The following is a 14,641-nucleotide window of genomic DNA, read 5'->3' as shown; positions in this document are numbered from 1 at the left end:
CCAGCTCAAGCTGAGATCAACAAGGCCTCCACCCGCACCGCCGTGACCTTGAAGCCCGGGATCTTGCCAACCGCATCGAGCGCGTCGCCGGTCAGCAGATTGGCCGCCGCCTCCCAGTAGCAGAAGGGCAGGAAGACCTGGCCCGGCTGCACCTCGCGCGACAGCTGAACCTGGGCCTGCACCTGGCCGTGGCGTGAGCGCAGGTCCACCGTCTGGCCGTCGTGCAGATGCAGGCCGGCGGCATCCTCGGGGTGGATATTGATCTGCGGCGCAGGAGCCAGCGCCTCCAGCGCGGTGGCGCGCCGCGTCATCGCGCCGGTGTGCCAATGCTCCAGCACGCGGCCGGTGGTCAGCACCAGCGGGTACTGTGCGTCGGGCTGCTCGGGGCCCGGCGTGAAGGTGGCCGGCACCAGCTGAGAGCGGCCGTCGGCCAGCGGGAAATGGTCGTGGAAGACGACGCGCTCGCCCGGCTCGTCTTCGCGTGCGGCCGGGGTGGTGACGGCGTTCTCACGCTGCAGGCGCGACCAGGGTACGCCGGCCAGCGGCGCCATCACCTGACGCATTTCCTCGTAGACGCGGGCGGTGGGTGCCTCGGCGGCGGCATGGCCCTGGCCATCTGCTTCGGTCCAGTAGGCCCAGGGCAGGCCCAGGCGGCGGCCCAGCTGCTCGATGATCCACAGGTCCTGGCGCGCGTCTCCTGGCGGCGTGATGGCCGGCCGGCCCAGCTGTATCAGCCGGTCGGTGTTGGTGTAGCTGCCCCATTTCTCGGCATGGGCCGAGGCGGGCAGGATCACGTCGGCGAGCAAGGCCGTCTCGGTGGCGAAGATGTCTTGCACGACCAGATGCTGCAGGCCGGCCAGGGCCCGGCGCGCATGGTCCAGATCGGGGTCGGACATGGCCGGGTTCTCGCCCTCGACGAACATGCCCTTGATGCGGCCCTCGCTGGCGGCATGCATGATCTCCACCACCGTCAGGCCCGGCGTGGAACTGAGCGGCACCGCCCACAGCGCCTCGAACTGCTCGCGCACCTCGGCGCGGGCGACGCGCTGGTAGTTGGGCAGCATCATCGGGATCAGGCCCGCGTCGGACGCCCCCTGCACATTGTTCTGGCCGCGCAGCGGATGCAGGCCGGTGCCCGGTCGGCCGATCTGGCCGGTGATCATCGCCAGCGCAATCAGGCAGCGGGCGTTGTCGGTGCCGTGCACATGCTGGCTGATGCCCATGCCCCACAAAATCATCGCGCTCTTCGCGGTGGCGTAGCAGCGCGCGACCTCGCGAATCAGCTCCGGTGCGATGCCGCAGATCTCGCTCATGCGCTCGGGGGTGCATTCGGCCACCGCGGCCTTCAAGGCCTCGAAGCCATTGACGCGGGCGGCGATGAAAGCCGGGTCGGTCAGCCCCTCGTCGATGATGGTGTGCAGCATGCCGTTGAGCAGGGCCACGTCGCTGTCGGGCCGGAAGGCCAGATGCCAGCGCGCAAAACGCGCCATCGGCGCTCGGCGCGGGTCGGCCACGATCAAGGTGCTGCCGGCCTTGACGGCGTTCTTGATGAAGCTGGCCGCCACCGGATGATTGGAGCTGGGGTTGGCGCCGATCAGCAGAATCACCTCGGCCTGGGCCACATCGGCCACCGGGTTGCTGACCGAGCCCGAGCCTATGCCCTCCAGCAGGGCCGCCACCGAGCTGGCATGGCACAGCCGCGTGCAGTGATCGACGTTGTTGGTGCCAAAACCCTGGCGGACCAGCTTCTGGAACAGATAGGCCTCTTCGTTGCTGCCCTTGGCCGAACCGAAGCCTGCGAGGGGGCTGTCGGCACCCAGCGCATGTGAGTCGCGCAGCTGGCGCAGGCCGGTGGCGGCGAAGTCCAGGGCCTCATCCCAGCTCGCTTCGCGGAACAGGTCACTCAAGGGCTTCAGCCCCTGCCGCACCAGCGCGATGTCGGCCGGGTCCTTGGCCACGCCCTCGCGGCGCATCAGCGGCACGGTCAGGCGCTCGGCGCTCTGCACATAGTCATAGCCGTAGCGGCCCTTGACGCACAGCCGGCCGTGGTTGGCCGGGCCATCGCGACCCACTGCTTCGAGGATCTTGTTGTCCTTGACCCGGTAGTCGAGCTGGCAGCCGACGCCGCAGAAGGCGCAGACCGAGGCCACCACCGCGTCGGCCTGCTGCAGCGCCGCGCCATTGGCCGGCGTCAGCGCGCCGGTCGGGCAGGCCTGTACGCATTCGCCGCAGGCCACGCAGGAGCTGGCACCGAGCGCGTCGTCGGCATCAAAGCTGATGCGCGTGTCGGCGCCCCAGCCGGCAATGCCCAGCACATCATTGACCTGTTCATCGCGGCAGGCGCGCACGCAGCGCATGCACTGGATGCAGGCATCGAGCTGCACGCTGATGGCCGGGTGGCTGCGGTCGGGTGCCGGCTGCGGGCGGGCCGCGAAGCGCGAGCCCGTCACACCCAGGCTCTCGCACCACTGCGTCAGCTCCGACGCTCGCCTGTGCGGCGTCCGTGGCTGGTTGGCCATCAACAGCTCCAGCACCATCTTCTGCGAACGCTGCACGCGGGCCGTCTGCAAATGGATCTTCTGGCCGGCCTTGACCGTGCGGCAGCAGGAGGCGGCCAGCGCCCGTTCGCCCTCGATCTCGACCACACAGGCGCGGCAGTTGCCAGCCGGTGTCAGCCCGTCCATATGGCAGAGATGGGGGATCGCATGGCCATGACGCTGGGCGACGCTGAGCAGGGTTTCGCCTTGCTCGGCCTCGACTTGAAGGCCGTCAATCTCGATCGCGATGCCGCTCATGCGAACTCCTGCGGAAAGTAGCGCAGCGCGCTGCGCAGCGGGTTCGGCGCGGCCTGGCCCAGGCCGCAGATCGAGGCATCCATCATCACCTGCGACAACTCGTCCATCAGCTCGACATCCCAGGTCGGCGCGCGCATCAGCTGCACCGCCCGCTGCGTGCCCTCGCGGCAGGGCGTGCACTGGCCGCAGCTCTCATGCTCGAAGAACTCCATCGCGTTGAGCGCCAGCTCGCGGGCGCGGTCGGCCTGGGAGAACACGATGATGGCCGCCGAGCCGATGAAGCAGCCGTGGGGCTGCAGGGTGTCGAAGTCCAGCGGCAGGTCGGCCATGCTGGCCGGGAAGATGCCGCCCGAGGCACCGCCGGGGAAGTAGCCGTAGAGCTCGTGGCCGTCCTGCATGCCGCCGCCATATTCATCGACCAGCTCACGCAGCGAGATGCCGGCCGGTGCCACATGCATGCCAGGCCTGTTGACGCGTCCCGACAGGCTGAACGAGCGCAGGCCCTTGCGGCCGCGCCGGCCCTGGGCAGCGAACCAGTCGGCGCCCCGCTCCAGGATCTCGCGCACCCAGTGCAGCGTCTCCATATTGTGTTCAAGCGTCGGCCGGCCGAACAGGCCGACCTCGGCCAGATAGGGCGGGCGCTGGCGCGGCCAGCCGCGCTTGCCCTCCAGCGACTCGATCATCGCCGACTCTTCGCCGCAGACGTAGGCGCCGGCGCCGCGCCGCAGGTGGATCTCCGGCGCGTCCGGCCTCGCGGCGCGCAGCAGTTCCAGCTCGCGCTGCAGCAGCGCGCGGCAGCCGGCGTATTCGTCGCGCAGATAGATGTAGATCGCAGCGACGCCGACGCAATGGGCGGCAATCAGCGCACCCTCCAGAAAGCGGTGCGGGTCGCGCTCCAGGTAGTGGCGATCCTTGAAGGTGCCGGGCTCGCCCTCGTCGATATTGATGGCCAGCAGGCGCGGTGCGGCCTGTGCGCCGACTATTGCCCACTTGCGGCCCAGCGGGAAGCCGGCACCGCCAAGGCCGCGCAGCCCCGAGTCGGTCAAGGCCTGAATCGTTGCCGGCACCTCGCGCCGGCCGCTCAGCAGCTCGTCGAGCAGCCGGTACCCGCCCTGGGCGCGGTAGGCCTCGTAGCCGATCGCATCAGGGGTCGGGTCTTGTCTGTCATCGGCAGCAACGGCTGTCCGGACTGCGGCTGGCGTGGCCGCGGTGACTGGCTTCTGGCCAACCACCGCCACCGGCGCCTCGGCGCAGCGGCCGACGCAGGGCACTTCGACGATGCGCAGATCGGCACCCGCAGTTGCCCGCAATTCATCAAGCAGCGGCTTGGCCCCGGCCATCGCGCAGCTCAGCGAATTGCACACCCGCACGGTCAGCGCCGGGGGCACAGCCTCGCCCTCGCGGACGATGTCGAAGTGGTGATAGAAGCTGGCCGTCTCATGCACCTCGGCCTGCGACAGCTTCATTTCCTCGGCCAGCGCGGCCAGCATGTCCACGCTCAGGTGGCCCCGGCTGTCCTGGATCTTGTGCAGATGCTCGATCAGCAGATCGCGCGCCCGCGATTCATCGCCCAGCAAAGCGCGCACAGCCAGCAAAGCCGCGGCTGTCGGTTGGCGGCCGCGTGGCCCGCCGCCGCGTTGGGGCAGGGCAATCGGCTGGGCGGTGAGGGGGCGGTCTGCTGACAAGAAGCGGTCTCCGGGGTCTGAATGCGGCGCATCATAAGTGGCTGGCCAAAAACGCCGCACTGTGCGCAATCAGCGCATCGGGCTGCTCGCGCTGAGGCGAGTGCCCGCAGGCCGGCAACACACACAGCACCGTCTGCGGCACCCGGCGCTGGATCGCGTCGAGCTGGGCCAAGGTGGCGTACTCGTCATTCTCACCCTGCACGGCCAGCAGCGGGCAGCTGAGGCTGACGATCTCGGCCTCGATATTCCACTGCCGGAAGGCCGGATTCATCCAGGCATCGTTCCAGCCCCAGAACGGTGAGTCGGGGTCGTCGTGCTGGCGCGCCAGCCTGGCGCGCAGGCCACCCTGCAGATAGGCCTCGCGGGCCACCGCCAGGCCGGCGACGGTGACGTCCTCGACGAACACATGGGAGGCCACGGCGATCACGCCGGCCACCGCCTCTGGGTAACGCGCGGCATAGAGCAAAGCGATCGAACCGCCGTCGCTGTGGCCGAACAGCCAGGGCGTGTCCGCGAGGCCCAGCGCCTCGAAGAAGGCCGGCAGAAAGTCATGGGCCTGGCGGTGCAGATAGTCCATGCCCCAGGTCTCGTCGGCGGCGCGCGGCGTCGAACGCCCGTAGCCCTGGCGCGAGAACACCAGGCCGCGCATATCGGCCGCCTCGCACAGCCGCGCCGGGAAATCGCGCCAGGCGGCCAGTGAACCCAGGCCTTCGTGCAGAAACACCAGCACGGGGCGGTCGCCGCGCTCGGCGCGCAGCCATTGGTACTCGATCTGGTCCTGGCGCCCGGCCCAGGTGACGGTGACGACGGTGGTGGTGACGTTGACTGCTGACATATCCTGCTGCTGCGTCATCGGGGCAAGCCCTCAGCCAGCAGGCCCGGGTTTGCCCCAAACTAGGGGAATACCAAGGAGACATCATATGCAGCACCCGATCAGCCGCCGCCATGCCCTCGTCACCAGCGCCGCCGCCCTCGCCGCCGCCCCCTCCACCCTATGGGCCCAGAGCGCCTGGCCCAGCAAGTTCGTGCGCATCGTCGTGCCCTTCGCCGCCGGCGGCACCACCGATCTGCTGGCCCGTGCGCTGGCGCCGGAGCTGCAGCGCGTGTTCGGGCAATCGTTCGTGGTGGAGAACAAGCCCGGCGCCGGTGGCAATCTGGGCGCCGCCGACGTGGCCAAGGCCGCAGCCGATGGACACACCCTGCTGATGGGCACGGTGGGCACCCATGCGATCAACCAGTCGCTGTATCCGAAGCTGCCCTTCGATCCGGTCAAGGACTTCGTGCCGGTGACCCTGGTCGCGGCCGTGCCCAATGTGCTGGTGATGAACCCGGCCAAGGCGCAGCAGTACGGCATCAATAGCGTCGCCGACCTGATCCGCTATGCCAAGGCCAATCCGGGCAAGCTGAATATGGCGTCCAGCGGCAATGGCACATCCATCCATCTGGCCGGCGAGCTGTTCAAGAGCATGACCGGCACCTTCATGCTGCACTTCCCCTACCGCGGCTCGGGCCCGGCGCTGATGGACCTGATGGGTGGCAACACCGATCTGATGTTCGACAACCTGCCCTCCGCCTTGCCGCAAGTCAAGGCCGGCAAGCTGAAAGGCCTGGCGCTGACCAGCCGCAAGCGCAGCGAGGCCATCCCCGAGCTGCCCACCATCGAGGAGGTCGGCGGTCCGGCGCTGAAGGGCTATGAGGCGACCTCCTGGTTCGGCCTGCTGGCGCCCGCCGGCACGCCCATGGACATCGTCAACAGGCTGCAGCAGGAAACCGCCAAGGCGCTTAGCGCACCGGCGCTGAAGGAGCGTCTGCTGTCCCAGGGCGCCATCCCCAGCGGCAACACCAGCGCCGAGTTCACCGCGATGATTGCGGCCGAGACGAAGAAGTGGGCGCAGGTCGTCAAGGCCTCGGGGGCGAAGGTCGATTGAGCGCCGGGGCCTGCCTATACTGCCCGGGCCCCCATTCTCAAGTGCCCCCATGTTCCTGACCCGCTGGCGGCAGTACCAAGACCTGGCACTGCGCGAAGACCTGCTGGCCGCCCTGGTGGTCAGCGTGCTGCTGATTCCGCAAAGCCTGGCCTATGCCCTGCTGGCCGGCCTGCCGGCCCATGTGGGCCTGTATGCCAGCCTGCTGCCGCTGGTGCTCTACGCCGCCCTGGGCTCCAGCCCGAATCTGGGTGTGGGCCCGGTGGCCGTGCTGGCGCTGATGATCGGCCAGACCTTGGCACTGGCGCCCGCCGGCATCAGCGCCGGCGATGCCGCCCTGGTGCTGGCCGCCGAGGTGGGCCTGTTGATGGCGGCCGCGGCCCTGCTGCGCCTCGATGCGCTGGCCTCGCTGCTGAGCGTGCCGGTGCTGCACGGTTTCGAGACCGGCGCGGCGCTGTCGATCGCGATGAGCCAGCTGCCGGTGCTGCTGGGCAGCCCGGTCCACGGCAACAGCATCCCGCAGCTCTGGGAGCAGCTGCAGCAGACCTGGCAGTCGGGTGCCCCCGCCTGGCTGCCGCTGACCGCCGCCTATGGCCTGGCGACGGTGCTGGCGCTGTGGCTGGCGCGGCGCTATGCAGTGACGCTGCTGCAGCGCTGGATGCCCGCGTCCCGCGCGACGATGCTGGCGCGACTGCTGCCGCTGCTGATACTGATGGTGGCCATCGCCATCGCCGCCGGCACCGGTGCGTCGCGACAGGGCGTCGCCCTGGTCGGCGCGCTGCCGGCGCTGCAAATCCCCCTGGGCCTGCCGCTGGCGGACTGGGCACTGTGGCGGCAGATGTTTCCGGGCGCGCTGCTGATCGCCCTGGTCGGCTATGTCAGCAGCCTGGTGGTCGGCGAATCGCTGGCGCGCAAACGTGGCCAGCGGGTGGAGCCCAGGCGCGAGCTGGCCGGCCTGGCCGGCGCCAATCTGGCGGCGGCCTTTACCGGTGGCATGCCGGTGGCGGCGAGCTTTTCGCGCAGCGTGCTGATGATGGACGCCGGCAGCCGCACACGCATGGCCGGCGTCTGGACCGCTGCCTTCATGGCCATCGCGATGCTGTTCCTGAGCGCCCCGCTGGCCGCCCTGCCCACGGCCGTGCTGGCCGCCACCATCGTCGTGGCCGTGCTGTCGGTGATCAGCCTGACGCCCTTTGCCGAGGCCTGGCGCTATTCCCGCCCCGAGTGCCTGCTGATGGTGGCGGTGGCGGTGCTGACCCTGCTGTGGGGCGTCAGCGCCGCGCTGGGCCTGGGCGTGCTCGGCTCGGTGGCCCTGCTGCTGCAACGCACGGCCAAGCCCCATGTCGCGCTGATCGGCCGCGTGCCCGGCACCGAGCACTACCGCAATGTCGAACGCCACGAGGTCGAGTGCCTGGACGAGGTGCTGGGCCTGCGCATCGACGAAAGCCTGCTCTTCACCAACGCCCGCAGCTTGACCGACGTGGTGCAGCAGCACCTGTCCCAGCATGCCGAGGCGAAAAGGGTGGTGCTGCTGATGTCACCGGTCAACAGCATAGACCTCAGCGGCCTGGAGGCGCTGCGCGATCTGCATGCCACCCTGGCCCGCCAGGGCGTGCGGCTGGATCTGAGCGAGGTCAAGGGCCCGGTGCTGGACCGGCTGAAGGCCAGCGACTGGCAGCGCTGGTTCAAGGGTCGGGTCTTTCTCAGCCACCACCACGGCATGATCGAAAGCTGAGCACTCGTGCCCCGCTCACGGCTTCGGCATGGGCCCGAAGCTGATGTGCGATTGCGCCGCCAGCCAGCTCATCACCGCCCAGGCGCCGACGTTCTGGCGCAGCTTCAGCGGGTCTATCTTGTCCAGCGTGTCGTTGGCCGTGTGGTGCCAGTCGAAATAGTCGCTGCCGTCCTGGCTCAGCTCCAGCGCCGGCCAGGCGTTGCGGCGCATCAGCAGGCCGGCGTCCGGGCCCGGTGTGCCCTCGTTGCTGCCCAGAGCTATGTTCAGCGGCGCCAGCTGTTCGGCAATGGCCCGCACCACAGGCAGTGCCTCGGGCCGCACCCGGCTCTGGAAGCGATAGACCAGACCGGCGCCGAGATCGCTCTCGCCGACGAACTGGTGCACCTGATCCTTGTACTTGGCGGCATAGCCCAGCGCGCCGTCGAAGCCGTTCTCCTCGTTGGCGAACAGCACCACGCGTATCGTGCGGCGGGGCTTGGCGCCGCTGTCGAGAATCAGCTGGGCGGCGGCGGTGACGATGCCCACGCCGGCACCGTCATCGACAGCGCCCGGGCCCAGATCCCAGCTGTCCAGATGGGCACCTATCATGACGATCTCGTCGGCCTTGTCGCTGCCCGGTATCTCGGCAATGACGTTGTGCGAGGTGCCAGCGATGCCGCCCTCGGCCTGCAGGCTCAGGTGCATCTTGAGCGGTTTGCCATAGCGTTGCAGGCGGGCGATCAGGTCGGCATCGGGCACCGACACGGCCAGCGCCGGTATCGGGGCCACGCCCTCGGCATAGCGGGTGGCGCCGGTGTGGGCGAGGCGGTCGCGGTCGGTGCCTATCGAGCGTATCGCCAGGGCCAGGGCGCCGCGCTTGGCGGCCTCGGCCGGGCCGGCACCGCGCGCCGCCACCGCGCGGGCATAGCCGCGGGCGTCCTTCGTACGCTCGGTTTTCTGGTCGATGAAGACGATCTTGCCCTTGGCACGCTCGCTGGTGTCGGCCTTCAACGCCTCCAGATCGGCGTAGTAGGCGACCTCGGCATGCAGGCCCTCCTTGGGCGTGGCCACGCTATTGCCTAAGGCGGCCATCACGATGGGCTGCGGGAACGGCGCGGTCAGGTGGGCATGGGCCTCGCCCCGCTTCCAGGCCCGCAGCGGCACCTCTTCGGCACGCACATTCGAGAATCCCAGCGCCTTCAGCCGCGCCAGCGCCCAGGCCACGGCGCGGGCGTCATTGGCCGAGCCGGCCGGGCGCGGGCCGATCTCGGTCACCAGCGAGTCCACCAGCTCATAGGCCAGACCGCTCTGCTCGGCCGCGCGGGCCAGCGCCGTGCTCGTCTGCAGATCGGCGGCGCTGAACATCGGCTGGGCCTGGGCCGCTGTGTGGCAGAGCATCGTGGCCGCAGCCAGGCACCTGAGGCTGCAGAGCATCAATCCCCCCAGATGATCTTCTTCTTCGAGGCGACCCAGGTTTCGTAGCGGGCCGCGAACAGGTCCTCGATGCGGTTGCGCTTGACCTTGAAGGTGGGCGTGATGCAGCCGTTGTCCACCGTCCAGGGTGTCTTCAGCAGCACCAGGCAGTCCATCTGCTCGTGGGGGTCGAGCGCCACATTGATGGCGTCCAGATGGGCGGCAAACCCGGCCTCCATCTCAGCGCGGGTGCCGGCATCGGCGGCGCGCGTCACGGCGTCGGCCGAGAGCAGGGCAATGCCCAGCGGCTGACCCAGATTGGCGCCGGTGACGACGCAGGCCTCGACGTCGGGGTGCTGCATCAGCCGGTCCTCAATCGGCGCCGGTGCCACATACTTGCCCTTGCTGGTCTTGAACAGGTCCTTGACGCGGCCGGTGATATGCAGGCAGCCCTTGGCATCGATGCGGCCCTTGTCACCGGTGCGCAACCAGCCATCGGCGGTCAAGGCCTCGCGGCTCAGCTCGGGCTCCTTGTAATAGCCCAGCATCACCGCCGGGCTGCGCATCTGCAACTCGCCGCTGTCGGGGGCGATGCGCGCCTCGACGCCGTCATAGGGCATGCCCACCGAGCCGCGCTGGTTCTCGCCCGGCGTGGTGATATGGCTGACGGCCAGGTTCTCGGTCATGCCATAGCCCTCGTTGATGGGTATGCCCAGGCGGGCATACCACTCGAGCAGGGCCACCGGCATCGGCGCGGCGCCGCCGACGGCGATGCGGCACTGGTCCAGGCCCAGGGCCTTCTGGATCTTGCGCCGCACGATGCCGCCTATCAGCGGGATCGACAGCAGCCGCTGCAGCTTGGCCGGCGGCATCTTGGCATGCACGCCCTGCTGGAACTTGACCCACAGGCGCGGCACCGAGAAGAACACCGTCGGCCTCGCGCGCTGCAGATCGGCGGCAAAGGTATCCAGCGACTCGGCGAAGAACAGGCGCACGCCGGTCATCAGCCAGCCATGCTCGACCAGCACCCGCTCCACCACATGGGCCAGCGGCAGATAGGACAGCATGCGGTCGTGGGCACCGAAGGGAATGCGCTTGACGCCGGCTTCCAGTGCCCAGGAGAAGGCCTCGAAGCTGTGCATCACGCCCTTGGGGTTGCCGGTGGTGCCCGAGGTGTAGATCAGGGTGGCCAGGTCGGCGCCGTCGCGCAGCAGCTCGCCCTGCAGCGGTGCGGTACGGGCGCAGATGGCGTCCCAGTCCTCGTAGTCCTTGCGCACGTCGGCCGGCGACAGCGCATAGCCGATCACGGGCAGCCCCGAGGGCACGCCGGGCTTCATGCCCTCCCAGCCGTCGAGCTTGCCGATGAAGCAGGCCCGGGCCTCGCTGTGCTTGAGGATCTGCGAGATGGTCTCGGGGGCCAGAGTCGGGTACAGCGGCACCGAGACATAGCCAGCCATCCAGATCGCCAGATCGCTCATCAGCCACCAGGCGCAGTTCTTCGACAGGATCGCCACCCGCGCACCGGGCTCCCACGATTGCTCCCGGCCCATGGCCTGCAAATGGGCGGCCATGCGCCGCACCTGGTCGGCGACCTGACCCCAGGTGAAGTCCTTGACCACCCCGCCGCCCATGGGCTGGGTCAAGGTCACCGTGCCGGGACTGCTGCGTTCAAAGTGATACAGGCGCTGCAGCGCCAGCTTGGAGGGGTCAACGATAGCCATGCATGTCTCCATCTGAAAGTATTTCGCGCCAGCCTAGCCGCATGCGCGGCCGGCGACCAGAGGGCTTTCCGCAACATCTTTTGGATGCCGCCCTCTACCAGGTGCCGACCTTGCTGCATATCAAAATTGCTCGCCGCGGTGGCCGCCCAGCCACTACCATGCAGCTTTGCCATCATCAGCTCAGCAATGAATTGGCTTCCGGTGATCAGCGTCGGTTTGAACCTGATGATGGGCCTGGCGCTGCTCATGTTGTGGAACCAGGACCGGCGCCACCGCTATGTGCTGTTGTGGGGCTGGAGCTGGGTGCTGCTGTCGCTAGGCCTGCTGCTGGGCCCGATCCTGATCGACGAGCGGCACAGCCTGGCCCTGCAACAGGCCGAGGCGCTGGGCTCGGCCTGCGCGCTGATGGGCTCGCTGCTGCTGCAGGTGGCCGGCGCGCTGCATTACCGCGAGCACAAACTCCCACTGAAAGTCTGGCTGCCCTTGCTGCTGGCGATGGTCTTGGCGCTGGCGTTGACGGCCGCGCGCAGCCAGACCCAGGCGGTCGCCCTGGGCGCCCTGTTCCTGGTCGGCGGCGCACTTGTCTCGGCCTTCCTGATGGCACGCGGTGGCAGCCCGCTGGAGCTCTGGGTGGCCCTGGGCTTTGTGCTGCTGGCCGGTGTGCACGGCAGCTCGCCCCTGCTGCACGAGATGGGCCGCTCCCCGGTCACCAGCACGCTGGGCATCTTCGCCCAGACCCTGCTGAGCCTGAGTCTGATCCTGCTGGCCATGGCCCGTGCCAACGACGAAGTGCGGCGCCAGTCCAGGCGCTTCCAGAAGATCGCCCAGCACTCGCTGCAGGGCATGGCCGTGCTGCAGGACGGCAAGGTGCTCTACGCCAACCCGGCGGCCCTGGCCATCTTCGGCTATCACGACCGCGAGCGAGTGACCGGCGAGACCGGCAGCGACACGCTGATACCGTTGGAGCAGCAGCAGGCCTCGGCAGCACGCCACCGCGCGATCCTGGCCGATCCAATGGCCCGTGTGGCGTGGGAGGGTCCGCGGCTGAACCGCCTGGGCCACAAGCTCTATCTGCGCGGCCTGTCCAGCTATATGGAGTGGGACGGCAGGCCCGCCGAGCTGGTGACCATCATGGACGACACCGCCCGTCAGGCGGCCTTGAGGGCCTTGCAGCGCCAGGCCATCCATGACGAGCTGACCAACCTGCCGAACCGCAATTTCGCCGTCGAGCGCCTGCAGCAGCTGACCGCCGAGGGTGCCGCATTTGCCGTGATCTCGGCCGACCTGGACCGCTTCCAGCTCGTCAACGAGACGCTGGGCCATGCCACCGGCGACGCCCTCTTGCGCGCCGTCGGCGAACGCCTGCGACTGGCGCTGCCCGCCGCAGCCAGTGTGGCGCGCCTGGGCGAGGACCAGTTCGTGATACTGCTGGAGGGGGCGGCACAGGCCTCCACGGTGCAGATCTTCGTCGAGCAGTTGCTGACCCTGCTCGAGCGGCCATTTGCGCTGGCCGGCACCGAGCTGCAGGTGCATATGTCGATAGGCGTGGCCCTGTTCCCGCAGGACGGCGACGATGGCGATACCCTGCTGCGGGGCGCCGACGCGGCCATGCACAAGGCCAAGCAGAGGGCCGGCTCCACCTACGAGTTCTTCGACGCCGGCATGAACCGCGCCTCCCAGGCGCGGCTGCAGGCCGAGCAGGCGCTGGCCAAGGCCATCGAGGGGCGGGAGTTCTTCCTCGAATACCAGCCCAAGTACAGGGCCGGCTCGCGCCAGCTGTGCGGCTTCGAAGCCCTGGTGCGCTGGCAGCCGGCCGGTGGCGCCCGAGTCAGCCCGGTGGATTTCATCCCCGCCGCCGAACGCACCGGCCATATCCATGCACTGGGTGACCTGATTCTGGCCATGGCCACCGCCCAGCTGCGCGCCTGGCTGGACCAGTTCGGCCAGCTGCTGCCGGTGGCGGTGAATGTGTCGCCGCTGCAGTTCGAGGACGTGCTCTTCGTCGAGCGCCTGATGGGCCACCTGCACGGCCACCAGCTTCCGCCCGACTGCCTGGAAGTGGAAATCACCGAGACCGCCGCGATAGGCCATGTGGACCGGGTCGTGCCGATGCTGAAGCGCCTGCACGAGCTGGGCGTGGAGAGTGCGCTGGACGATTTCGGCACCGGCCAGTCATCGCTGACCATGCTGCGCCGCCTGCCGATCCAGACCATGAAGCTGGACCGCAGCATGATAGATCCGCTGCCCGCCGCCGACGCCAGCGCCGTGGTGCAGGCGGTATGCCTGCTGGGCCAGTCACTGAAGCTGCAGATCGTCGCCGAAGGGGTGGAGAACGAAACCCAGGCCCAGGCCGTCGAGGCACTGGGCTGCACCCAGCTGCAGGGCTTTCATCTGTCGCGGCCGCTGAGTGCGGCCGCGGCCACCGCCCTGCTCAAGGCAAGGCTGGGCCGCTGGCAGACGACGGCGCAGCTGTAGCGGCTCAGTTCTGGCCCGCCGCGGCGCGCAGCTGATGAACCAGCCGCGCCTCTTCCTGGGCCCCGAAGGCCATCGGGTACAGGGTGCGCACCTGGCCGGCCAGCTCGGGCCGACCGCCGAAGCGGGCGATCTGCGCGCGAATGAGCTCGAACTCGACGCACAGCAGCACCGCCGGCGCCTGCACGCGCAAATTTGTGCGCTCGGGGCTGCAGACCTTGAATCCCAGCATGCGGCGGTAATAGGCCGCGTGCCTAGGATTCACCTCGACGGCGAGAATATCGAAACCCCGCAGCAAATGAGCATGGATATAGGCCATGTGGAACAGCGCCGCAAGTATCTGCTGGGAGGGCAATTCACCCTCCAGCGCCAGCTTGGTGAACTCACAGACCTTGCGCCCGGCCTTGCGCAGCGCCTCGATCTCCAGCCCGAACACCTCGTCGGCCTGCAGGCCCTGGGCGGAGTCGAAGCGCACCGTCAAGGTGCCCAGGGTGCTGTGCTGGTCGCCCGCGTTGACCGTCACCAGGTTGCCGGCCGGGGCCTGGCTCGGCATCTGGGCAGGAGTCGGGGCCGAGAAGCGGTAGCCGCGCTCGGCGTAACGACGCCCGACCAGCGCATGCGCCCGAAGCTGGTGGCAGGGCGTATGCGCCGTGTGAACCACCATGGGCACTGGCGGCGGCGTGGCGCCGCGCCATGTGATGTCAGACGAAATACCTGTGCTCATACGGCTCCGACAAGGAATTACTGCAGATTTCAAACCAAGTATATCCACACCCCCATTCGAGGGGGTTGAATAGACTTTTGCTTACTTGTCTGACAGGATTTTTACGGGCCGGCGACATCAACAAGTATTATTTTGATGTTAGGGATTGATATTTTCAACACAGGCTGATATTAAAACCTGTATTCAGAACGA

Annotated in this window: 9 protein-coding genes; 3 read left to right on the top strand and 6 right to left on the bottom strand. The window is 68.5% G+C overall.

Annotation, left to right across the window (positions count from 1 at the left end):
* Nucleotides 1–5: 5 nt before the first annotated feature.
* The 3 genes from fdhF to DES47_RS07955 are packed head-to-tail and all read right to left on the bottom strand — an operon-like array spanning nucleotide 6 to nucleotide 5,315.
* On the bottom strand, nucleotides 6–2,795 hold the full coding sequence (gene fdhF, locus DES47_RS07965) for a formate dehydrogenase subunit alpha (protein WP_133700149.1): 2,790 nt from the start codon (nucleotides 2,793–2,795) through the stop codon (nucleotides 6–8).
* The gene (locus DES47_RS07960) at nucleotides 2,792–4,480 is read right to left on the bottom strand and encodes an NADH-ubiquinone oxidoreductase-F iron-sulfur binding region domain-containing protein (protein ID WP_133700148.1); all 1,689 of its coding nucleotides are present in this window, start codon (nucleotides 4,478–4,480) and stop codon (nucleotides 2,792–2,794) included. Before DES47_RS07960 ends, fdhF begins: the two co-directional genes overlap by 4 nt.
* 31 nt (nucleotides 4,481–4,511) lie before the next feature.
* On the bottom strand, nucleotides 4,512–5,315 hold the full coding sequence (locus DES47_RS07955; RefSeq protein WP_133700147.1) for an alpha/beta fold hydrolase: 804 nt from the start codon (nucleotides 5,313–5,315) through the stop codon (nucleotides 4,512–4,514).
* Between the two features lie 85 nt (nucleotides 5,316–5,400).
* On the opposite strand from DES47_RS07955, the gene DES47_RS07950 reads away from it, so the two are divergent.
* Both DES47_RS07950 and DES47_RS07945 read left to right on the top strand, forming a co-directional pair.
* Complete coding sequence (locus DES47_RS07950) at nucleotides 5,401–6,408, top strand: tripartite tricarboxylate transporter substrate binding protein (protein ID WP_133700146.1); 1,008 nt, start codon at nucleotides 5,401–5,403, stop codon at nucleotides 6,406–6,408.
* 49 nt (nucleotides 6,409–6,457) lie between these two features.
* Entirely contained in the window at nucleotides 6,458–8,140 is a 1,683-nt protein-coding gene (locus DES47_RS07945) for a SulP family inorganic anion transporter (protein WP_133700145.1), read from the top strand.
* A gap of 15 nt (nucleotides 8,141–8,155) precedes the next feature.
* Here DES47_RS07945 and DES47_RS07940 read toward each other — a convergent pair whose 3' ends face one another.
* Nucleotides 8,156–9,517, bottom strand: a complete 1,362-nt coding sequence (locus tag DES47_RS07940; RefSeq protein ID WP_166651906.1) for a M20/M25/M40 family metallo-hydrolase — start codon at nucleotides 9,515–9,517, stop codon at nucleotides 8,156–8,158.
* A 35-nt stretch (nucleotides 9,518–9,552) separates the two neighbouring features.
* Nucleotides 9,553–11,253 (bottom strand): AMP-binding protein, encoded by a 1,701-nt coding sequence (locus tag DES47_RS07935; protein WP_133700143.1) that lies wholly within the window; start codon nucleotides 11,251–11,253, stop codon nucleotides 9,553–9,555.
* A 186-nt stretch (nucleotides 11,254–11,439) separates the two neighbouring features.
* Here DES47_RS07935 and DES47_RS07930 point away from each other — a divergent pair, with 186 nt between their 5' ends.
* Nucleotides 11,440–13,728 (top strand): putative bifunctional diguanylate cyclase/phosphodiesterase, encoded by a 2,289-nt coding sequence (locus DES47_RS07930; protein WP_166651905.1) that lies wholly within the window; start codon nucleotides 11,440–11,442, stop codon nucleotides 13,726–13,728.
* 4 nt (nucleotides 13,729–13,732) lie between these two features.
* Here DES47_RS07930 and DES47_RS07925 read toward each other — a convergent pair whose 3' ends face one another.
* A complete protein-coding gene (locus DES47_RS07925; protein WP_133700141.1) occupies nucleotides 13,733–14,449 on the bottom strand; it encodes an N-acyl amino acid synthase FeeM domain-containing protein in 717 nt (238 codons plus the stop codon).
* Nucleotides 14,450–14,641: the final 192 nt, after the last annotated feature.

The sequence above is a fragment of the Roseateles toxinivorans genome (assembly GCF_004362525.1).
Classification (GTDB): domain Bacteria; phylum Pseudomonadota; class Gammaproteobacteria; order Burkholderiales; family Burkholderiaceae_C; genus Paucibacter; species Paucibacter toxinivorans.
This window is presented reverse-complemented; position numbering and strand designations above follow the sequence as displayed.